The organism is Halomonas sp. PGE1, from assembly GCF_013000985.1.
In the GTDB taxonomy this organism is placed as follows: domain Bacteria; phylum Pseudomonadota; class Gammaproteobacteria; order Pseudomonadales; family Halomonadaceae; genus Halomonas; species Halomonas alkalicola.
In genome coordinates, this window is sequence record NZ_CP053032.1 from 1,020,879 (window position 1) to 1,040,719 (window position 19,841).

17 protein-coding genes are annotated in these 19,841 nt (G+C 70.7%); 12 read left to right on the forward strand and 5 right to left on the reverse strand.

The window, feature by feature from the left end; all coding sequences use genetic code 11:
• Positions 1–21 precede the first annotated feature (21 nt).
• Positions 22–987, reverse strand: coding sequence for a patatin-like phospholipase family protein (locus HIR79_RS04895; RefSeq protein ID WP_169957480.1), 966 nt, complete (start codon positions 985–987; stop codon positions 22–24).
• Positions 988–1,134: 147 nt separating this feature from the next.
• On the opposite strand from HIR79_RS04895, the gene ftsH reads away from it, so the two are divergent.
• Complete coding sequence (gene ftsH, locus HIR79_RS04900; RefSeq protein WP_249322250.1) at positions 1,135–3,078, forward strand: ATP-dependent zinc metalloprotease FtsH; 1,944 nt, start codon at positions 1,135–1,137, stop codon at positions 3,076–3,078.
• Positions 3,079–3,231: 153 nt separating this feature from the next.
• Here the strand turns inward: ftsH and HIR79_RS04905 are convergent, their stop codons facing one another.
• Positions 3,232–3,849, reverse strand: a complete 618-nt coding sequence (locus HIR79_RS04905) for a LysE family translocator (protein ID WP_169957481.1) — start codon at positions 3,847–3,849, stop codon at positions 3,232–3,234.
• 154 nt (positions 3,850–4,003) lie between these two features.
• On the opposite strand from HIR79_RS04905, the gene HIR79_RS04910 reads away from it, so the two are divergent.
• From HIR79_RS04910 to HIR79_RS04935, 6 genes are all read left to right on the forward strand, one after another.
• Positions 4,004–4,519, forward strand: a complete 516-nt coding sequence (locus HIR79_RS04910; protein ID WP_169957482.1) for an Lrp/AsnC family transcriptional regulator — start codon at positions 4,004–4,006, stop codon at positions 4,517–4,519.
• Between the two features lie 216 nt (positions 4,520–4,735).
• Positions 4,736–6,139: an ATP-dependent RNA helicase DbpA gene (gene dbpA / locus HIR79_RS04915; RefSeq protein WP_169957483.1), complete on the forward strand. Its 1,404-nt coding sequence runs from the start codon at positions 4,736–4,738 to the stop codon at positions 6,137–6,139.
• Between the two features lie 28 nt (positions 6,140–6,167).
• A complete protein-coding gene (locus HIR79_RS04920; protein ID WP_119022034.1) occupies positions 6,168–7,070 on the forward strand; it encodes a PA4780 family RIO1-like protein kinase in 903 nt (300 codons plus the stop codon).
• 85 nt (positions 7,071–7,155) lie between these two features.
• The gene (locus tag HIR79_RS04925; protein ID WP_169957484.1) at positions 7,156–7,902 is read left to right on the forward strand and encodes a creatininase family protein; all 747 of its coding nucleotides are present in this window, start codon (positions 7,156–7,158) and stop codon (positions 7,900–7,902) included.
• A gap of 98 nt (positions 7,903–8,000) precedes the next feature.
• The gene (locus tag HIR79_RS04930) at positions 8,001–8,192 is read left to right on the forward strand and encodes a tautomerase family protein (protein WP_110068427.1); all 192 of its coding nucleotides are present in this window, start codon (positions 8,001–8,003) and stop codon (positions 8,190–8,192) included.
• A 134-nt stretch (positions 8,193–8,326) separates the two neighbouring features.
• A complete protein-coding gene (locus tag HIR79_RS04935) occupies positions 8,327–8,773 on the forward strand; it encodes a DUF4399 domain-containing protein (RefSeq protein ID WP_110068428.1) in 447 nt (148 codons plus the stop codon).
• Positions 8,774–8,785: 12 nt separating this feature from the next.
• Here HIR79_RS04935 and HIR79_RS04940 read toward each other — a convergent pair whose 3' ends face one another.
• Positions 8,786–9,163, reverse strand: a complete 378-nt coding sequence (locus tag HIR79_RS04940) for a hypothetical protein (protein ID WP_169957485.1) — start codon at positions 9,161–9,163, stop codon at positions 8,786–8,788.
• 95 nt (positions 9,164–9,258) lie between these two features.
• On the opposite strand from HIR79_RS04940, the gene menA reads away from it, so the two are divergent.
• Positions 9,259–10,146: a 1,4-dihydroxy-2-naphthoate octaprenyltransferase gene (gene menA, locus HIR79_RS04945; RefSeq protein ID WP_169957486.1), complete on the forward strand. Its 888-nt coding sequence runs from the start codon at positions 9,259–9,261 to the stop codon at positions 10,144–10,146.
• 40 nt (positions 10,147–10,186) lie between these two features.
• On the forward strand, positions 10,187–11,029 hold the full coding sequence (locus tag HIR79_RS04950) for an alpha/beta hydrolase (protein ID WP_169957487.1): 843 nt from the start codon (positions 10,187–10,189) through the stop codon (positions 11,027–11,029).
• Between the two features lie 44 nt (positions 11,030–11,073).
• Here HIR79_RS04950 and HIR79_RS04955 read toward each other — a convergent pair whose 3' ends face one another.
• Complete coding sequence (locus HIR79_RS04955) at positions 11,074–11,796, reverse strand: YebC/PmpR family DNA-binding transcriptional regulator (RefSeq protein WP_169957488.1); 723 nt, start codon at positions 11,794–11,796, stop codon at positions 11,074–11,076.
• A gap of 181 nt (positions 11,797–11,977) precedes the next feature.
• Here HIR79_RS04955 and HIR79_RS04960 point away from each other — a divergent pair, with 181 nt between their 5' ends.
• The 3 genes from HIR79_RS04960 to HIR79_RS04970 all read left to right on the forward strand — a co-directional run bounded on the left by HIR79_RS04960 (position 11,978) and on the right by HIR79_RS04970 (position 17,953).
• The gene (locus HIR79_RS04960; protein ID WP_169957489.1) at positions 11,978–13,186 is read left to right on the forward strand and encodes a M24 family metallopeptidase; all 1,209 of its coding nucleotides are present in this window, start codon (positions 11,978–11,980) and stop codon (positions 13,184–13,186) included.
• Between the two features lie 116 nt (positions 13,187–13,302).
• Positions 13,303–14,709 (forward strand): uracil-xanthine permease family protein, encoded by a 1,407-nt coding sequence (locus HIR79_RS04965; RefSeq protein ID WP_169957490.1) that lies wholly within the window; start codon positions 13,303–13,305, stop codon positions 14,707–14,709.
• Positions 14,710–14,863: 154 nt separating this feature from the next.
• Positions 14,864–17,953 (forward strand): bifunctional diguanylate cyclase/phosphodiesterase, encoded by a 3,090-nt coding sequence (locus tag HIR79_RS04970; protein ID WP_249322251.1) that lies wholly within the window; start codon positions 14,864–14,866, stop codon positions 17,951–17,953.
• A gap of 6 nt (positions 17,954–17,959) precedes the next feature.
• On the opposite strand, the gene HIR79_RS04975 is transcribed toward HIR79_RS04970, so the two are convergent.
• Complete coding sequence (locus HIR79_RS04975; protein WP_169957491.1) at positions 17,960–19,747, reverse strand: acyl CoA:acetate/3-ketoacid CoA transferase; 1,788 nt, start codon at positions 19,745–19,747, stop codon at positions 17,960–17,962.
• Between the last annotated feature and the right edge of the window lie 94 nt (positions 19,748–19,841).

A 19,841-nucleotide genomic window follows, 5' to 3' on the forward strand; every position in this document is an offset into this window, starting at 1 on the left:
GCGGTCGGGCACGGGGATCCGTCAGGGCATGGCGGCGTCGGCCTGGATGGCCAGCCAGATCGTCAACTGGTCGCGCAGCTCGTCCGCCACCGGCTCGGCCTGGGCGAGGATCTCGTGGATGCGGTTGAAGTGCAGCAGGCGCACTCCCGCGGCCTCCGGCTTCAGGTAGAGGTGCGGGCGCCGGTGCGCCAGCGCCTGGCGGATCAGCGACTGCTGCATGATGCTGAAGGTCTTGAACAGCAGGTCGGTGATGCCGGGGACGGGGTCGCTGTCGGGATGGCGGGCGCCGGAGACGTCCACCGCGATCACCAGGTCCATCTCATCCAGCAGCAGCTCGAAGGGCAGCGGGTTGGAGGTGCCGCCATCGATCAGCAGCAGCTCGTCGCGGCGCACCGGCGAGAACAGCCCCGGCACCGCCATGCTCGCTTCGATGGCGGGGAACAGCCGGCCCGCCTCGATCACCACGCTGTCGCCGCTCCAGTAGTCGGTGGCCACCACCGAGAGCGGGATCGCCAGGTCATCGAAGGTGCGCGCCTCGGTGTGGGCAGCCAGATAGCGCAGGAACCCCCCGGAGTCGAACAGGCCGCCGTCGCTCAGGCCGAGCTGCAGTAGGTCCGCCAGGTCCAGCTCCGAGCCGGCGAGCCCCGAGAGGGCGTCCAGGGGCGAGCCCGCCACGTCGTCGAAGATATCCTGGATCTGGTCGGCGGAGAGCCCCGCCGCATAGAGCCCGCCGATCACCGCGCCGATGCTGGTGCCGGCGATGCGGTCGGGGACGATCTCGAGTTCGTCGAGTACCCTCAGCATGGCGATATGGGCCAGCCCGTTGGCGCCCCCCGAGCCCAGCGCCAGGCCCAGGGTGGGGCGCTCCGGCGCCGCCGCGCCGGCCTGGCCGACGAAGAGCCCCCCGAGCAGTAGCCAGATGCCGGCCAGCCTGGCGAGGCGGGCGATGATGGCGCGCGGGTGACGGGGGGTGGTCGATCGCCGCATGGCGCTCTCCTGGCGGGTGACGAGGCCCGCTGCGACGGGGCCTGCCACTACTATGGCATAGCCGGCCAGGGGCGCCCATGCCCCGGCACTTGCCAGCCGGGGGGCGACGGGGCCATGGTGGTAGTGATACCCCCAGTGGAGGCCGCCATGGCTGCTCCCCAGGCCCCTCGGCCCGACGCGCCACCCCCCGAGCCGGCCGGCACCCCGCCCGGCGACGATGGCGACGGCCGTGCCGGCAACGGCTCGCCCCGCCAGCAGTGGCTGCTGTTCGTCTGGATGGCGGTGGCCATCCTGCTGATGTTCCACTACCTGGATGGGGCCGACCGCCAGGCCCGGGTGGAGCTGACCTACTCCGACTTCCTCGAGGCGGTGGATGCCGGCCACGTGGCCGAGGTCACCCTGCGCGGCCAGGCCCTGGAAGGGGTGTTCAGCGACTCCGGGCGCCTCGATCTGGACCTGGGCGAGACCCGCGCCTTCACCACCACCCGCCCCGACGTCGAGAGCGAGCGCCTGCTGGAGCGTCTGGAGGCCCAGCGGGTGCGCATTGCCGCGCGACCGGCGGAGCCCGAGGCGTGGCAGCGGCTGCTGATGGGCGTGGTGCCCTGGCTGCTGATGCTGGCGCTGCTGTTCTGGTTCTGGAACCGCATGCAGGAGCGCCTGACCGGTGGCGGCGGCACCTTCGGCATGGGCAAGTCCCGGGCGCGGCTGGTGGAGCCCCAGCAGAGCAAGGTGAAGCTGGCCGACGTGGCGGGCTCGGAGAACGCCAAGCGCGATATCCTCGAGGTGATCGAGTTCCTCAAGGAGCCGGCGCGCTTCCAGGCGCTGGGCGCCCGCATTCCCCGTGGCATCCTGATGATGGGCCCGCCGGGCACCGGCAAGACCCTGATGGCGAGAGCGGTGGCCGGCGAGGCCAGGGTGCCCTTCTTCAGCATCAGCGGCTCCGAGTTCATCGAGATGTTCGTGGGGGTGGGGGCCTCGCGGGTGCGCGACCTCTTCCGCCAGGCCAAGGAGAGGGCGCCCTCGGTGGTCTTCATCGACGAGATCGATTCCATCGGCCGCACCCGGGGCACCGGGGTAGGCGGCGGCCACGACGAGCGCGAGCAGACCCTCAACCAGATCCTGGCCGAGCTGGACGGCTTCGAGGGCCACGAATCGGTGGTGGTGCTGGCCGCCACCAACCGCCCCGACGTGCTCGACCCGGCGCTGCTGCGCCCGGGTCGCTTCGACCGCAAGGTGACCCTCGAGAACCCCCACCGCCAGGCCCGGGAGGCGATCCTCCAGGTGCATACCCGGCGCATGCCACTGGCCGCCGACGCCGACCTGGCGCGGCTGGCCGAGATCACCATCGGCTTCTCGGGGGCGGATCTCGCCAACCTGGCCAACGAGGCCGCCCTGCTGGCCGGGCGGCGTGGCCGGGCCGACCTGGACTGGGCCTGCTTCGTCGACGCCCGGGACCGGGTGATGCTGGGCGAGGAGCGCGACCTGGGGCTCTCCGAGGCTCAGCGCCGCGTGGTCGCCTACCACGAGGCGGGCCATGCGCTGCTCGCCCACCTGCTGCCCCACGCCGACCGTCTGGAGAAAGTCACGGTGCTGCCCCGAGGGCTCACCCTGGGCGTCACCGCCCAGGTGCCCGACGAGGAGCGCGTCAACTACAACGAGTCCTACCTGCACGATCGCCTGACGGTGATGTTCGGCGGTCGGCTGGCCGAGTCGATCGTGTTCGGCGAGGTGAGCAGCGGGGCGGAGAACGACCTGGAGCAGGCGACCCGCCTGGCGCGGCGCATGGTGGCGCGCTGGGGCATGAGCGAGCGGATCGGCCCGGTCGCCCTCTCCCAGGGGCAGGAGCACGCCTTCCTGGGGCGCGAGATGACCCAGCTGCGCGAGCACAGCGAGGCCACCGCGAGCCTCGTGGACCAGGAGATCCGGCGCCTGCTCGGCGAGATGGAGGCTCGCGGACGCCAGCTGCTGGAGCAGCACCGCGCCGAGCTGGATCGTCTGGCCGCCGCGCTGGAGGCGCGTGAGACCCTGGAGGGCGAGGAGATTCGCGAGGTACTGGAAGGCGGCGCCTCACGGCTGCCGGTGCGGGCCTGATCCTCGAAGGAGGCCTCGCCCACGGCCAGGCAGTCGCAGCCGCCCAGGCGCTACTCCAGCTCGGCATGGCCCTCGCCGACGGTGGCCATCTGCGGCTCGGTAAAAGGCGATGGCCCGGCGGCGGCGTCTTGACGCAGGGCAAGGCGCAGGGGGTCAGGCGGCCAGGCGCAGTCCGAAGCCGATCAGCAGCGAGCCGAAGGTCCAGCGCTGCAGCCGCGCCTTCAGGGGGCTGCCGGCGAACCAGCGCTGCAGGGCGGCGCCAAGGGTCGCATAGCCGGCATCGAACAGCAGGCCGATGGCTACCAGCAGCCCCCCGAGCAGGGAGAACTGCAGCAGCACGGGCCCACGGTCGGGATGCACGAACTGCGGCAGCAGCACCGAGCAGAACAGCAGCGACTTGGGGTTGAGCAGGTTGGTGAGTAGCCCGCGGCGCCAGGCCAGGCGGTGGCTCGCCTGGCGCGGCATCGCCCCACCCGGGGCCTTTGGGGGCGGTTCGCCGGGGGCGCGCAGCAGCTGCAGGCCGATCCAGGTCAGGTAGGCGGCGCCTGCATAGCGCACGGCATCGAAGGTCCAGGGGGCGGTGACGAAGAGCGTGGCCAGTCCCAGGGCAGCCAGGGTCACGTGCAGCCCGCGGGCCACCGCCAGGCCCGCTGCCGTGGCCAGTGCCCGGGAGCGTCCCTGCAGGCTGCCGGTATGCAGCACCAGCAGCATGTCGGGGCCGGGCAGCAGGTAGACCGCCGCCAGGGCGACGATGAACAGCCAGAGCTCCATGGGGCGCCTCCTGCCGTGGGACGTGGGTGAAAGTTGGTGCGGGGCAGCGACGCCAGTCTAGCGCCATGGGCGAGGGCAGGTCCTTGCAAGATTCACCATTCCATCGGCTATAGTTGGCATCTACTGCCACTTGTATTGTTAATGGTGACGTTTCATGCCAAATCGACGGCTGGATGCCATCGACCGCCGCATCCTGGCCGCGTTGCAGCGTGACGCCCGACTGACCAACGTCCAACTGGCCGAGGAGGTGAACCTCTCGCCGTCGCCCTGCCTGCGCCGGGTGCGTCAGCTGGAGGCGGCGGGACTGATCCGCGGCTATCACGCCGAGCTGGATCGCGGCGGCGTGGGCTTCGGCCTCACGGTGTTCGTCGGCATCAGGGTGGAGCGCCACCACGAGGCCCAGGCCAACGCCTTCCGTGAGGCCGTCGTCGCCCTGCCGGAGGTGGTTTCGGCGCATCTGGTGTCGGGGGAGTCGGACTTCCTGCTGCAGGTGGTGGTGCCGGATCTGGCGGCCTACGAGCGCTTCCTCACCGGGACCCTGCTGAGGCTGCCCGGGGTCACCGACATCCGCAGCAACTTCGCCATCCAGACCGTCAAGGCCCACGGGCCGCTGCCCGTGGAGAGGCTGGCGGAGGCGGGCGGCGAGGTGCCGGTCCTGCGGCAGCCGTGACCCCCGCCCGCTCGCGCCCCTCGGCGGCGCGCCACCCGGCAGTCGGTATCTGCAGCGTGCCGGGCAGCTTTCTGCTATCCTGCAGGCCTTCCAGTCTCCCGCTTCCCCGGCCCATGCCGCCCGGCCTTCGCTGCTCTTCATTGTCGACCCCGGCCGTTATCGACCCCGGCTCGTTCGCTGTCGTCGGCGCCCCTATTTTGTCTGCAGGATGTTCCCTTGTCTGATTCCTCCCCCGACGCCGCCTTCGCCTCGCTGCCGCTGGCGCCGGAGCTGCTCGATAACCTCGCCTCCCTGGGCTTCGCCGCCATGACGCCGATCCAGGCCGAGAGTCTGCCGCCGATCCTGGCCGGTCGCGATGTGATCGCCCGGGCGAAGACCGGCTCCGGCAAGACCGCGGCCTTCGGCCTGGGGCTGCTCTCGCGGCTTGCGCTTTCAAGCTTCGCGGTGCAGGGGCTCGTCCTCTGCCCGACCCGGGAGCTGGGCGACCAGGTGGCCGGCGAGCTGCGCCGGCTGGCGCGCACCCTGCCCAACGTCAAGGTGCTGACCCTGTGCGGGGGCGCCCCCTTCGGCCCGCAGCTCGCTTCCCTGGCCCATGGCGCGCATATTGTGGTGGGCACCCCAGGCCGGATCGAGGAGCACCTGCGCAAGGGCTCGCTCGTCCTGGACGGGCTTGCGACCCTGGTGCTGGACGAGGCCGACCGCATGCTCGACATGGGCTTCCAGGCGAGCCTCGAGGCGATCGTCGCCGAGACCCCGGCGTCGCGCCAGACGCTGCTGTTCAGCGCCACCTTCTCCGACGCCGTGCGCCCCGTGGCCGCGGCGCTGATGCGCGACCCGGTCACCGTGGAGGTGGCCGAGACCCACGATGCCGGCAGCATCCATGAGCGGGTCTACCGGGTCGCCGACGGCGACGAGGCGCGCCTGGAGGCGCTCTGCCGGCTGCTGCTGCACTTCCGCCCGGGTAGCAGCGTGGTGTTCTGCAATACCAAGCGCGAGACCGACGAGGTGGCCCAGGCGCTCGGGGCGGCGGGCTTCAGCGCCCTGGCGCTGCACGGCGACCTGGAGCAGGCCGACCGCGACCGGCTGCTGGTGCTCTTCGCCAACCGCAGCGCCTCCATCCTGGTGGCCACCGACGTGGCGGCCCGGGGGCTCGACATCGCCGAGCTGGATGCGGTGTTCAACTACCACATCGCCCGGGAGCTCGAGGTGCACGTGCACCGGGTCGGGCGTACCGGCCGGGCCGGCAGCGCCGGCATCGCCTGTACCCTGGTCGGCGAGGGCGAGGCCTACCGGCTGGCGCGCCTCAACGACTTCCTCGGCGAGCCCTTGGAGGAGGCCCCGCTGCCGCCCCGCTCGGTGCTCTCTCGCGAGCCGCTGGTACCGCCCATGGCGACCCTGCAGCTGGGGTCCGGCAAGAAGCAGAAGGTGCGCCCCGGCGACATCCTCGGCGCCCTGACCGGCGAGGCGGGGCTGGCCGGCGACCAGGTGGGCAAGATCAAGGTGCTGGCCAACAGCGCCTTTGTTGCCGTGCGGCGCGAGGTGGCCGACGAGGCCCTGGCGCGGCTGCTCAATGGCAGAATCAAGGGGCGCAGCGTTCGCGCCCGGCGGGTCGGCCGGTGAGGCGCCTCGGCGAATTTCGGGAGACGAGATGAAGATACCCAAGCGACTGCAGCCGCTGGTGGACGACGGTCTGATCGAGGCGGTCGAGAGCCAGCTGATGAGCGGCAAGGAGGCCCAGGTCTACGTGGTGCGCTCCCACGGCGAGCGGCGCTGCGCCAAGGTCTTCAAGGAGGCCAAGCAGCGCAGCTTCAAGCAGGCCGTGCAGTACCAGGAGGGGCGCCGCGAGCGCAACAGCCGTCGCTCCCGGGCCATGGCCAAGAAGACCCGCTACGGCCAGAAGGAGCAGGAGCAGGCCTGGCTCAACGCCGAGGTCGACGCCCTCTACCGGCTGGCCGCGGCGGACGTGCGGGTGCCCAAGCCCTATGGCTTCATCGACGGCGTGCTGCTGATGGAGATGATCAGTGACGCCGAGGGCTTCACCGCCCCACGCCTGGACGACATCTCCCTGAGCGCCGAGCAGGCCCGCGAGTCCTACGCCAAGATCATCCGTGACGTGGTGAAGATGCTGTGTGCCGGCCTGGTGCACGGAGATCTCTCCGAGTTCAACGTGCTGATGGCCGCCGATGGCCCGGTGATCATCGACCTGCCCCAGGCAGTGGACGCCGCCGGCAACAACAGCGCCGAGTGGATGTTCGAGCGCGACGTGGACAACATGCGCCGCTACTTCGGGCGCTTCGCCCCTGAGCTTCTGGCCACCGACTACGGCAAGGAGATCTGGGCGCTCTATGAGTCGGGCGAGCTGCATCCGGAGAGCGAGCTCACTGGCTGCTTCGTCCACGACACCGCGCCGGTGGATGTCGACGACCTGATGACGGTGATCGACGACGTGCGTGACGAGGAGGCTTACCGTCGGGCGGCCCTCAACCGCGGCGACGAGCCCGGGGTGGAGGAGGCCGCCGAGGAGTGGCGGGAGTCCCAGCGGGAGCGTTGAGCCCCGCGCGGCCGTGGCAGGCGGGCAGCGCCAGGGCGGATCTGCCATCATGGCGTCATCAACGGCGCCAACGGGGAGAGCAGCGATGCGACTGCAACACGCCACCTGGCAGGAAGTGGAAGCCTACCTGGAGCACTCGACGGGCATCATCCTGCCCATCGGCTCCACCGAGCAGCACGGCCCCAACGGCCCGATCGGCACCGATGCGCTCTGCCCCGAGGCGATCGCCTGGGCGCTGGGCGAGCGCCACGGGGTGCTGGTCGGTCCGACCCAGGCGATCGGCATGGCGCAGCACCATCTGGCCTTTCCCGGCAGCCTCACCCTGAGGCCCAGCACTCTGGTCGCGGTGTTGCGCGACACCATCGCGTCGCTGGCGCACCACGGCTTCACCCACGTCTTCTTCCTCAATGGCCACGGCGGCAACGTGGCCACCGTCAACGCGGCCTTCGCCGAGGTGCTCAGCGAGCGCAGCCTGCAGCGCCCGCCGGCGGGGGAGCTCCACCTGCGGCTGTTCAACTGGTTCGCTGGCCGGCGCGGCCGCGAACTGGCCGACTCCCTCTACGGCGAGGCCGAGGGCACCCATGCCACCGCCTCCGAGGTGTCGCTGGCCTGGCATGCCGCCCCCCAGACGGTACGCGATGTGGCCATGTCGCCGCGCCTGGCGCCGGCCGGCAGCGCCCGGTGCGACGCCCACACCTTCCGCCGGCGCTTTCCCGACGGACGCATGGGCTCCGCCCCTTCCCTGGCCAGCCCCGAGCACGGCGAACGCTTCCTCGAGGCGGGCGTCGAGGATGCCTGGGAGGCTTACCAGGCGTTCGTCGCCAGCCGCTGAGTTCGCACGCATCGCCCACCGGAACCCGCCCATCGGCGGGTTTCTGCTATCTTGGCCTGCCACTTCCACGACCGAGACCCCCGCCCGAGGAGGCCAGCATGCCCATCGTCACCATCCAGCAGTTCCCCCGCGACCTGGCGCAGAAGCGCGAGCTCGCCCGCCGCATCACCGAGGCCTTCGAGGAGGTCTACGGCGCCCGCCCGGAGTCCGTGCAGGTGTTCTTCCAGGAGGTGGACGGCGAGCACTGGGCCCGCGGCGGCGTGATGGGCTGCGACACCCCCGGGGACTGAGCAGGACCCGTCTGCCAACCCTGCCAGGCTCGACTAGTCTTGGAGGGCGGGAGCGGGCCATGTCGCTCCCATCGAGCCAACCGGGTGGTGGATGCCGCCCTGCACGCCATCACGGGATGGACAAGGAGATAACCATGAACAAGCGGATCTATTCCCTGGGCCTGGCGCTGGGAGTGGCCGGCAGCGCGCTGCTCGCGGCGCCGGCCATGGCGGAACTGGAGCGCATCTCGGCCCCCGAGGGCGCCGAGGTCTACTTCATTGCGCCGGAGGATGGGGCGACCCTGTCGGGCCCGGTGACCGTGCGCATGGGCCTCAAGGGCATGGGGGTAGCGCCGGCAGGCGCCGACTTCCCCGACACCGGCCATCACCACCTGCTGGTGAACATGCCTCTGGAGGAGGTGGACCTGGGCGCGCCGCTCCCCTTCACCGATCACACCCGCCACTTCGGCGGCGGCCAGACCGAGGGCAGCCTGGAACTCGAGCCGGGGGAGTACACCCTCCAGCTGCTGTTCATGGACTACCGCCACGTCAGCTTCGACCCGCCGCTGGTCTCCGACGTCATCACCATCACCGTGGAGTAGCGCGGCCGGCCGTCAGGCGCCGCGCAGGCGGCTGACGGCCATCACCCCCAGGGCGCCGGCCAGGGCGAGCCCGATCACCAACAGCGATCCTCCCAGGCTCTCCATCATCCCCGGCGCCACCAGCATCACGATACCCAGTGCCAGCATCACCATGCCCCCGACCAGCTTGAGCGTGCGGCCGTGGGTCTCCTGCATGCGGCTCATGCGCAGCGTCACGATGGCCACCGCCAGCACCAGGATCTCGTCGAGCAGGTAGACCAGCAGATAGACGGCCAGCAGCCCGGCGAAGGCGATCCCCTCGACGCCGGACTCGGCCAGCAGCGAGCTCCAGACCACCGGGAAGCCGGCGGTGCAGGGCAGCTCCACCTGGGACAACCAGGCTGCTGACATCCTTATCTCCTTGCAGGCACGGGGGATACGCCACAGAGTATGCCCCATGTCATGCGCTGCGGCGAAGGGCGGCAGCGCGCTCAGGGAGGAGGTCGATGACGGCATCGGTGAGGCACAAGGTGAGGGTCTGGGGGCAGACGCTGCGCCCGCGCACGCTGCCCGCCGCGGTGGGGCCGGTGCTGCTGGGCCAGGCGCTGGTGGTGCCCGGCCACTTCAGCCTGTCGACCGCCGTGCTCTGCCTCGCCTGCGCGCTGGCGCTGCAGCTGGCGGTCAACCTGGCCAACGACCTCTTCGACGGCCTTTCCGGCGTGGACCAGCCGGACCGCCTGGGGCCTACCCGCGCCCTGCAGGCGGGCTGGCTCAGCGCCGCCGAGCTGCGCGCGGGCCTCGCCGTGACCCTGGGCATTGCCGTGGCCACCGGGCTCTGGCTTGTGCTCTTCGGCCACTGGCTGCTGTGGCTGCTGGGTGGCCTGGCGCTGCTCGGCGTGCTCGGCTACAGCGGCGGCAGGCGTCCCTACGCCAACCGGGGCCTGGGCGAGCTCGCGGTGTGGGGCTTCTTCGGTCCGGTGGCGGTGCTGGGCTCGCTGCTGGCCCAGCAGAGCCCGATCACTCGGGAGGCGGTGGCGGCGGGCCTCCTGGTGGGCATGCCGGTGGCCGCCATCCTGGTGGTCAACAACCTGCGCGACCGCCATACCGACGCCCGGGCCGGCAAGATCACCCTGGCGGTGCGGATGGGGGCGGGCGCGACCCGGCGCCTGTTCGCTATGCTGACGCTTGGGCCGCTGGCGGCCACGCTGCCGCTGGGGCTGGCCGCCTGGGCCTGGGTCGCCTGGGGGATCACGGGCCTGGCGGCGCTGGGTCTCACGCGAGAGATCCGCCGCCGTGATGGCGCGGCGCTCAATGGCCTGCTGGGCCTGACGGCGCTCTACTCCCTGGCGATGGCCCTGTGGCTGGGGCTGCGCCTGGCGGCAGGGAACGGCTGAGCGCTCGCTCGAGCACCAACGGGCGCGGAAGGAGGCAACGATGCTGCTGCGCTGGGTCATCGGGATCGCCCTGGTCTACCTGCTGGTGGTGGCGCTGGCCTGGGCCTTCCAGGAGCGGCTGCTCTACCTGCCGCATATGGGCCGCGAGCCCATCGGCACCCCGGCGGATCGCGGCCTGGCCTGGTCGCCGGTGACCCTCGAGACGGAGGACGGCCTGGCCCTGGACGCCTGGTGGCTGCCCCACGAACGGCCGCGGGCCAGCCTGCTCTTCCTGCACGGCAACGCCGGCAACATCTCCCACCGCCTCGACTCCCTGGTGCAGTTCCATCGCCTGGGGTTCTCGGTGCTGATCCTCGACTACCGCGGCTATGGCCGCAGCGAGGGGCGACCCAGCGAGGCGGGCCTGGCGCTGGATGCCGAGGCCGGCTGGCGCTGGCTGCGCGAGGAGGCCGACCAGGCCCCGGAGGCGATCGTGCTCTTCGGGCGCTCCCTGGGGGCGGCGGTGGCGGCCGAGCTGGCCGAGGGGCGGGAGGCCCTGGGGGAGCGGCCGGCGGCGGTGATTCTGGAATCGCCCTTCCGCTCGGTACCGGCGCTGGCCCAGCGGGTCTATCCCTTCCTGCCGGCGCGCTGGCTGGCGCGCTTCTCCCACGATACCGAGAGGCACGTCAGGGGCGTCGAGGCGCCGCTGCTGGTGATCCACAGCCGCGAGGACGAGATCATCCCCTTCGCCGAGGGCGAGGCCGTCTACCGGGCGGCGCGAGACCCGAAGCGCCTGCTCGAGATTCGGGGCGGCCACAACACCGGCTTTCTGGAGAGCGAGCCGGACTACTCCGCAGGGATCGAGGCCTTCCTGACGGAGCAGGCGAGCCTGCCGCTGCACTGAAGGGTCGCTGCCGCCCTGAGCGGGCGGCAGGCGGGGGAGGGGTGTTACTCGGGCAGCTCGGCGTTGTGGAAGACGTTTTGGACGTCGTCCAGCTCGTTGAGCATGTCGAGGAACTTCTCGAACATCGCCACGTCGTCGCCCGCCACGGGCGTGGTGGTCTGGGGCACGAACTGGATCTCGTCCACCTCGAAGTCGAGCTCGCCGAAGGCGTCGATCAGCGCCTGCTTGGCCTTGGCATACTCGGTGTGCGAGGCGAAGACGGTGATCTGCCCCTCCTCGTTCTCGATGTCGGTCACGTCGACATCGGCCTCCATCAGCGCCTCGAGGGTGGCTTCCTCGTCCTGGCCCTTGAAGGCGAGGATGGCGCAGTGGTCGAACATGTGGCTGACGGTGCCCGGGGTGCCGATCTTGCTCTTGGTCTTGGTGAAGCAGGCGCGCACGTCACCGAAGGTACGGTTGGGGTTGTCGGTCAGGCAGTCGACGATGACCATCGCGTTGCCCGGCCCGAAGCCCTCGTAGCGGGCCGGGGAGAAGTCCTCGCCGCCCACGCCGCTGGCCTTGTCCAGCGCCTTCTCGATCACGTGGGAGGGCACCTGATCCTTCTTGGCGCGCTCGATCAGGCCGCGCAGGCTCAGGTTGCCGGCGGGGTCGGTGCCACCCTGCTTGGCGACCACGTAGATCTCGCGGCCGTACTTGCTGTAGACCTTGGTCTTGGCAGCGGCCGTCTTGGCCATGGATTCCTTGCGGTTCTGAAAGGCCCGTCCCATATCGTTGTCCTGTAGCGTTCAACACGAGGCTGGATTCTACGAAACCGGGCCGGAGGCGAACAGGGATATTTTCGCTTCCTTCCGCCGGGCTGCACCGGGTCCGGGGCTACACTGCCGGTAGCCGCGAAGCCGCCCGTGCGCCGCCGGCTGGAACCTCGTCGTCGCGATCAGGAGAGCGCCCATGGACCATCACGCCTACCGTCATGCCCTGGCCGAGCAGCTGGAGGGCGCCGAGCTGCCCTTCGCACCCGCCGAATTCGCCGCCCGCCTCGCCCGGGTGCACGCCGCCATGCGCGATGCAGGCCTCGAGGCGCTGCTGCTCACCGACCCCGCCGATATCTTCTACCTGACCGGCTACCACACCTTCGAGGTCTCGGTGCACACCGCCCTGGTGGTAACGGCCGACCGCCGGGTGCTGCAGGTGCCCTCCATCGAGACCGGGCCCGCCGTGGTCACCGCTGCGGTGGACGAGATCCTTGGCTACCGCTGGGAGGGGATCGACGAGGTGATCGCCCCGCTGGCCGAGACGCTCTCGCCCTTTCGCAGCATCGGCCTGGATCTCTTCGGTGCCGGGCTGCGCTTCGGGGTGATCCGCGAGCTGCAGGCGCGGCTCGGCGCCGAGCGCTTCCGCGACGACGGCGGGGCTCTGCTCGACGTCGTCCGCCTGGTCAAGACGCCGGCGGAGCTCGACTGCCTGCGCGAGAGCGCGCGGATCACCGCCGCCGGCCTCGCCGCCGCCGAGGCGATCATCGCCCCCGGCGTCACCGACAACGAGGTGGCCGCCGAGGGCGCCCGGGCGATGCTGGCCGCCGGCGGCGAATTCATGAGCCTGCAGCCCATCGTCACCAGCGGGCGGCGCATCAGCATCATCCACGTCAACCACAAGCGCACCGTCATCGAGGCGGGTGATCCGGTGTTCCTGGAATTCGGCTCGGCCTTCCAGCGCTATACCGCTCCCATGATGCGCACCGTCGTGGCCGGCCACGCCAGCCGCGAGATGCAGGCGGTCCGGGACCTCTGCCGGGCGCTGTTCGAGACGCTCGCCGCCGAGATGCGCCCCGGCCGTACCTTCGACGATGCCGCCCGCGCCGCCGAGGCGGTGCTCGCTCCCCACGCCGACCGGCTGTTCTTCTCGGGGGTGTTTGGCTATGCGGTGGGCGCCCAGTTCCCGCCCAGCTGGGTCGAGGGCACCGGCTACATCGCTCGCGGCCAGCCGCGCGAGTTCGCCGCCGACATGGTCTTCCACCTGCCGCTCTGCCTGCGTCTGCCCGGTCAGTGGGGGATCGGCCTGAGCGATACCGTGCGGGTCACCCCGAATGGCGGCGAGCCGCTCACCGACAACGACTGGCGGCTGGCCGAGGTGGCCGAGGTGGCCGAGGTGGCCGACTGAGACATTGGTCTACATTTTAAGTTTTTTAGTATACAAAAGTTGTGTACACCCTGGCTCTTGGCTAGGCTCGGTCATCGCGACCCCAACCAACGACAAGAATCGCGATGAGCCCCTCGATGAGCACACCACAGCACAGCCACTCCGTCTTCGACTTCCATGGCCGGCCGCCCCTGGCCAGGGCCCTGCCCCTCTCCTTCCAGCACATCCTGGCGATGATCATGGGCACGGTGACCGTGCCGATCATCGTGGTCGGCGCCGCCGGCGGCAGCCTGGCCGATCAGATGCTGCTGATCCAGGTCTCGCTGATCGCCTCGGCGCTGGCCACCCTGGTCCAGCTCTATGGCGTGGGGCGTTTCGGCGCCCGGCTGCCCACCATCTTCGGCGTGGGCTTCGCCTACGTGCCGACCCTGGTCGCCGTGGGCGCCCAGTACGGCATCGGCGGGATCCTCGGTGCCCAGGTGGTGGGCGGCATCGCCATGATCCTGGTGGGGCTCTTCATCACCCGCATTCGCCACCTCTTTCCGCCCATCGTGGCGGGGGTGGTGGTGCTGGTGATCGGGCTCTCGCTCTACGACATCGCCATCCACTACATGTCCGGTGGGGTGGGCGCCAGCGACTACGGTGATCCGCAGAACTGGCTGGTCGCCCTGGTGACGCTCGGGGTGGTGCTCGGCGTCTCCCAGTTCGCGCGGGGCTTCATGAAGCTGGCGGCGATCATCTGCGGCATCGGGGCGGGCTATGCGCTGGCCCTGGCGCTGGGCATGGTGGACATCACCCCGGTGCGCGAGGCGGGCTGGTTCAGCGCCCCGCGGCTGCTGCCCCATGAGCTCGAGTTCCACGCCGCCGCCATCCTCTCGGTGGTGATCATCTGCGTGGTCAACTCGGTGCAGACCATTGGTGATCTCTCCGCCACTTCGGTGGGGGGCATGAACCGTGAGCCCACCACCCGGGAGCTGTTCGGCGGCCTGCTGGGCAACGGGGCGACCACTGCGGTCGGCTCCTTCTTCGGCGCCATGCCGACCTCCTCCTACAGCCAGAACGTGGGCATCGTGGCGATGACCAAGGTGGTCAGCCGCTTCGTGCTGGCGCTGGCCGCGCTCTTCCTGCTGGTGGCGGGGCTGGTGCCCAAGTTCGGCGCCGTGATGACCACCATTCCCTATCCGGTGCTGGGCGGGGCCACCATCACGGTGTTCGGCATGATCACCATGACCGGCATCCAGCTGATCACCCGGGACGAGATGTCGGCGCGCAACATGACCATCGCCAGTCTCGCCCTGGCGCTGAGCATGGGGGTCTACGCGGTCCCCGAGGCGATCGGCCAGCTCCCGGCGATGCTGCAGCTGGTGGTGGGCGGCTCGCCCATCGTGGTCGCCGCCCTGGTGGCCTTCACCCTCAACCTGGTGCTGCCGCGGCGCAGCCTGGCCGACGAGGCCGCCGAGCGTGAGGCCCTGGCCAGGGCGATGGCCGAGGAGGAGCCGACCGGCCGCCGGGCGCAACGCGCAGAAGGGGGCCGCCCCTCCTGAGCGGGATCAGGAGCCCGGCGGCGGTGGCGGCCCGCTGCATGATGGAGCCGGGCGGGCCGGTTCAACGCAGAATTGACGGCGTCAGGTCAGCACACTCTTCACCAAGGCGTTACACTGCGGGTGCCACCGTCACACTCGCAAGGAACGCTGCTCGATGATCGAACCCGACGCCCAGGCCGATGCGATGGCGAGCCGGCGTGCGCGCCGGGATCGCCGGGTCGCCATCGCCCTCTACATCCTGGGCATGCTGATGCTGTTCGGCTCCCTGGGCGGTTTCCTCTTCGACCAGTACCAGCGTGACATGCAGGCCGCCCGCGAGCGCACGGCGGCGCGGGCCGACCTGGTGGCGGAGTGGGTCGCCAGCATCTTCTCCGCGAGCGATTTCAGCCTCGCCGCGGTCTCCCAGCTGATGCAGCCGCCCCAGCGGCAGCGCCTCTTCGGTGACCCGCCGGACCCCGAGTGGGTCGAGCCCTTCCTTGCCCAGCAGCTCGACCGCCTGGGGTTCGTCGACGAGATCAGCCTCGTCGATGCCGAGGGGCGGGTCGTCGGCTCCTCCAGTTCGCTCCATCCCCCGGGCTTCGATGTCTCCGGCCTGCCGTTCTATCGCACCCTGCGAGATGCGCCCGAGCGGGCGGAGTGGATCTCGCCGATCCACTGGTCGGCGCTGGAGCAGCGCCATGTGGTGGTGCACGCGCGGCGGCTGTCCGATGGCCAGGGCCTGGCCCTGGTGGAGCTCGACCCCGGGGTGTTCGGCGAGGCCCTGGAGCTGCTCAGCCTGACGCGCGGCGAGAGCATCGCCATCCTCGACACCGAGATGCAGCTGGTGGCACGGCGTCCCCGGGTCGGTGATGAGCACTCCCCGGCGGTGCTCGGGGTATCCATCGACGAGCCCCGGACGCGAGCCTTCATCGCCAGCGGGGCGGCCAGCGCCACGCTTCAGGCCACGTCGCCGCTGGATGGCGGCGAGCGGCTCTACACTTTCCGCCGAGTCGGCGACCTGCCCTTCGTGGTGGTGGTGGGCGAGGCGCGGGAGGTGCTGCTCGGCGACTGGCTCCATCGCCTGTGGATCCGGGTGCTGATTGCGCTTACGGTGATGGGACTCGGCTGGCTGGCGCTGCGCCACTACCTCAACCGGCTGCGGCTGGAGGAGGAGGTTCGCCGGCAGGCCCTGGAGCGTGAACTGGCCCGTCGCGAGGTACAGGCCCGGGAGTCGCGCCTCCAGGCGCTGGTGGGCTCCATCCGGGACATGATCTTCGTCTTCGATGGCGAGGGGCGCTTCAGCTATATTCACGCCCCCGACCCCGACGAGCTGATGACCGAGGCCGCCGCGGTGCTGCAGCGCCCCTATCGCGAGGTGCTGCCGCCCGCCATGACCGCCCAGCTCGACGGGGCCTTTGCGGAGATGCGTCGCAGCGGTGAGCCGGTGGAGTATGACTACACCCTTCACGTCGGCGGCAAGCCGCGCCAGTTCCACTCGGTGCTGAGCCCGCTGCTGAGCACGGGCGAGGCGCCGGCGGAGGCCTTCGGCGGGGCGCTGGCGGTGGTGCGCGACGTCACCGAGGAGCGCGCCACCGAGGCTCAGCTGCGCATCGCCGCCACCGCCTTCGAGACCCACCTGGGGATGCTGATCACCGATGGCGAGGGCCGCATCCTCAAGGTCAATGACACCTTCACGCGGATCACCGGTTACAGCGAGGCCGAGGTGCTGGGCAGGAACCCGCGGCTGCTGTCGTCGGGGCTGCATGACGAGGCCTTCTACCGGCGGCTGTGGCGCAGCGTGGTGAGCAGAGGCAGCTGGCAGGGGGAGGTCTGGAACCGGCGCAAGAACGGCGAGGTGTTCCCTGAGTGGCTGACCCTTTCTGCGGTGCGCAACGCCGCCGGCACCACGACTCACTTCGTGGCGACCTTCAGCGACCTCACCGAGCGCAAGGCGGCCGAGCAGGAGATCCATCAGCTGGCCTTCTTCGACCCGCTCACCGGCCTGCCCAACCGCCGCCTGATGCTCGACCGGCTGGAGGTGGCGCTCAAGGACAGCTATCGCAGCGGTGAGTTCGGCGCGCTGATGTTCCTCGATCTCGACCACTTCAAGCAGGTCAATGACACCCTCGGCCACCATGCCGGCGACCAGCTGCTCCAGGCGGTGGCCCAGCGGCTCGAGGGGGTGCTGCGCGATACCGATACTGTCGCCCGGCTGGGCAGCGACGAGTTCGCCATCCTGCTTCACGACCTGGGGACCGAACTTGAGGAGGTGGCGGTGATCGCCGAGCGGGTCGCCCACAAGCTGCTGGCGGTGATGCAGGCGCCGATGAGCCTCGGTGAGGAGCGCCTCGGCGTGTCGGTGAGCGTCGGGGTGACCCTCTACCGCGACCACGAGACCACCCTCGACGAGATCCTGCAGCAGGCCGACCTGGCGCTGTTCCAGGCCAAGGCGGCGGGGCGCAACACCCTGGCCTTCTTCGACCCCGAGATGCAGGTGCGCCTGCAGGCCCGCGCGCGGCTCGAAGCCGACCTGCGCCAGGCGCTGCCCAATGGCGAGCTGCGCCTGCACTACCAGCCCCAGGTGGACGAGCGGGGCGTGGTCATCGGCGTCGAGGCCCTGGTGCGCTGGCAGCATCCCGTGCGCGGCCAGGTCTCGCCCGGCGAGTTCATTCCCCTGGCCGAGGAGAACCGGCTGATCGTGGCCATCGGTCACTGGGTGCTGGAGACCGCGTGCCGGCAGCTGGCGGCCTGGGCGGCGGACCCGGCCCGTTCGACGCTGAGCCTCTCCGTCAACGTCAGTCCGCGGCAGTTCCGCGAGCCGGATTTCGTCGACCGGGTGCTGGAGACCCTCGAGGCGACCGGCGCTCCGGCCTCCCGCCTCAAGCTCGAGGTGACCGAGAGCCTGCTGCTGGAGGCCCGGGACGAGGCGCGCTCGCGCATGCTGGAGCTGCGCGCGCGGGGGGTGCGCTTCGCCCTGGACGACTTCGGCATCGGCTACTCCTCGCTTGCCTATCTCAAGCGGCTGCCCCTTGACCAGCTCAAGATCGACCAGTCCTTCGTGCGCGACCTGCTGGAGGACGAGGCCAGCGAGGCGATCGTGGCCAGTACCATCGCTCTGGCCCAGAGCCTCAAGCTGGAGGTGGTTGCCGAGGGGGTGGAGACCGAGGCCCAGCGGGCCTGGCTGCTGGCCCACGGCTGCCGGGCCTTCCAGGGCTACCTGTTCGGGCGGCCGGTGGCGGTGGAGGCCCTCGAACTCGATGCCTGAGAGGGCTCAGCCCTCGCCGTCGTGGAGGTGGGCCTCCGCCTCCGCGGCGCTCTGGTAGATGTGTGGGGCCACGGCCCGCGCCTCCAGGGCATGGCCCAGCTTGCGGCGCATGAAGCCGCTGGTGGTGTAGCGGGTCACCCGGGTATAGAAGCGCTCCTCCAGGCCGCGCACCATGGCCGTGTAGGCCTCCAGCACGGCGTCATCGATGCGGCAGTGGTCGTAGTTGACCACCGCATAGACCCGCCGGCCCAGCGGCGCCAGCCGCGTCTCCACCTCCCGCTCGATGGCGGCCACGTCGTCCCGGGTCGCGATGTGCAGGTTCTCGAAGTCGATGAACAGCACCTCGCCGGCGGCGTCCAGGTGCAGGCGCCGGGCCAGCGGGCGCTCGAGCAGTGTCTCGCGCAGCCCCATGGGTGCCTCGATGAAGATGCGCTGCTCCACCTCGGCGACGAACTTGGGCTGGCCCTCCCCGGGCAGGCGCAGGGCGCCGTCGACCACCTCCAGCGCCTCCCGGCTCGCCGTGAAGGTGCCCATGAAGACCACCCGGCGGGCGTTCTGGCTGATGTTGATGAAGCCACCGGCGCCCGCCAGGCGGCTGCCGAAGCGCGACACGTTGACGTTGCCGGCGGCGTCCGCCTGGGCCATGCCCAGGAAGGCGATGTCCAGGCCGCCGCCGTCGTAGAAGTCGAACTGGGCGGGCTGGTCGATGATCGCCTGGGTGTTGAGGGCGGCGCCGAAGTCGAGCCCGCCGGCGGGCAGGCCGCCGATCACGCCGGGCTCGGCGGTCAGCGTCACCAGTTCCAGCACCCGCTCTTCGCTGGCCACCGCGCCGACCCCCTCCGGCATGCCGATGCCGAGGTTGACCACGGCGTTGGGCGTGAGCTCGAAGGCGGCACGCCGGGCGATGATCTTGCGCGCCGAGAGGGCCATCGCGCCCGGCGCGGCCATGGGCGTGCGCAGCTCGCCGGAGTAGCCCGGGTGGTAGGGGGTCTGGAAGGTCTGCCAGTGGTGTTCGGGGGCGTCGCAGACCACCACGCAGTCCACCAGCACCCCGGGGATGCGCATCGCCTTGGGTGGCAGGGTGCCGGATTCGGCCAGCCGCTCCACCTGCACGATCACCAGGCCGCCGGAGTTGTGCACCGCCGTGGCGATGGCCAGCGCCTCCAGCACCAGCGCCTCGCGCTCCATGGTCACGTTGCCCAGGGAGTCGGCGGTGGTGCCGCGCAGCAGCGCGACCTGCAGCGGCAGCGCCGGGTAGAAGAGATACTCCTGGTCGTCGATCGTCATCAGCCGCACGCGCTCCTCGGTGCTGATGGCGTTGATCCGCCCGCCCTCCAGGCGCGGGTCGACGAAGGTGCCGAGCCCCACCCGGGTGAGGGTGCCGGGCTTGCCGGCGGCGATATCGCGAAACAGGTGGGAGATCACCCCCTGGGGCAGGTTCCAGGCCTGGATGCGCCCCTCGATGGCCAGCCGCTGCAGCGCCGGCACCAGCCCCCAGTGGCCGCCGATCACCCGGGCCACCAGCCCCTCGTGGCCCAGGTGGTTGAGCCCGCGGGTCTTGCCGTCGCCCTGGCCGGCGGCATACATCAGGGTCAGGTCGCGGGGTTCGCCGCTCTCCAGAAAGCGTGCCTCCAGGGCCACCGCCAGGTGCTCGGCGAAGCCGATGCCGACGAAGCCGCCGGTGGCCACGGCGTCGCCGTCGCGGATCAGCTCCACCGCCTCGCGGGCGGAGACCACCTTGCCCTTGGGGGAGAAGGGGCGGTCGGTGAGCAGCGGGTGGGTGCGGCGTTCCATGGCGAGTCCCCTCGGCGTGCGTTGCGGTTGTGATGGTTGTTGTGATTGTTGTTGTGATGGCTGCTGTCGTGCATGGCATTCACGTTAGCACGCC

Excerpts from the sequence above, each read along its gene's own strand:
- HIR79_RS04910 (WP_169957482.1), top strand. The coding sequence starts at position 4,004 with ATGCCAAATCGACGGCTGGATGCCATCGACCGCCGCATCCTGGCCGCG.
- HIR79_RS04920 (WP_119022034.1), top strand. The coding sequence starts at position 6,168 with ATGAAGATACCCAAGCGACTGCAGCCGCTGGTGGACGACGGTCTGATC.
- HIR79_RS04895 (WP_169957480.1), bottom strand. The coding sequence starts at position 987 with ATGCGGCGATCGACCACCCCCCGTCACCCGCGCGCCATCATCGCCCGC.
- HIR79_RS04975 (WP_169957491.1), bottom strand. The coding sequence starts at position 19,747 with ATGGAACGCCGCACCCACCCGCTGCTCACCGACCGCCCCTTCTCCCCC.
- HIR79_RS04970 (WP_249322251.1), top strand. The coding sequence starts at position 14,864 with ATGATCGAACCCGACGCCCAGGCCGATGCGATGGCGAGCCGGCGTGCG.
- HIR79_RS04960 (WP_169957489.1), top strand. The coding sequence starts at position 11,978 with ATGGACCATCACGCCTACCGTCATGCCCTGGCCGAGCAGCTGGAGGGC.
- HIR79_RS04905 (WP_169957481.1), bottom strand. The coding sequence starts at position 3,849 with ATGGAGCTCTGGCTGTTCATCGTCGCCCTGGCGGCGGTCTACCTGCTG.
- HIR79_RS04940 (WP_169957485.1), bottom strand. The coding sequence starts at position 9,163 with ATGTCAGCAGCCTGGTTGTCCCAGGTGGAGCTGCCCTGCACCGCCGGC.
- HIR79_RS04935 (WP_110068428.1), top strand. The coding sequence starts at position 8,327 with ATGAACAAGCGGATCTATTCCCTGGGCCTGGCGCTGGGAGTGGCCGGC.
- HIR79_RS04925 (WP_169957484.1), top strand. The coding sequence starts at position 7,156 with ATGCGACTGCAACACGCCACCTGGCAGGAAGTGGAAGCCTACCTGGAG.
- HIR79_RS04965 (WP_169957490.1), top strand. The coding sequence starts at position 13,303 with ATGAGCACACCACAGCACAGCCACTCCGTCTTCGACTTCCATGGCCGG.
- HIR79_RS04930 (WP_110068427.1), top strand. The coding sequence starts at position 8,001 with ATGCCCATCGTCACCATCCAGCAGTTCCCCCGCGACCTGGCGCAGAAG.
- menA (WP_169957486.1), top strand. The coding sequence starts at position 9,259 with ATGACGGCATCGGTGAGGCACAAGGTGAGGGTCTGGGGGCAGACGCTG.
- HIR79_RS04950 (WP_169957487.1), top strand. The coding sequence starts at position 10,187 with ATGCTGCTGCGCTGGGTCATCGGGATCGCCCTGGTCTACCTGCTGGTG.
- HIR79_RS04955 (WP_169957488.1), bottom strand. The coding sequence starts at position 11,796 with ATGGGACGGGCCTTTCAGAACCGCAAGGAATCCATGGCCAAGACGGCC.
- ftsH (WP_249322250.1), top strand. The coding sequence starts at position 1,135 with ATGGCTGCTCCCCAGGCCCCTCGGCCCGACGCGCCACCCCCCGAGCCG.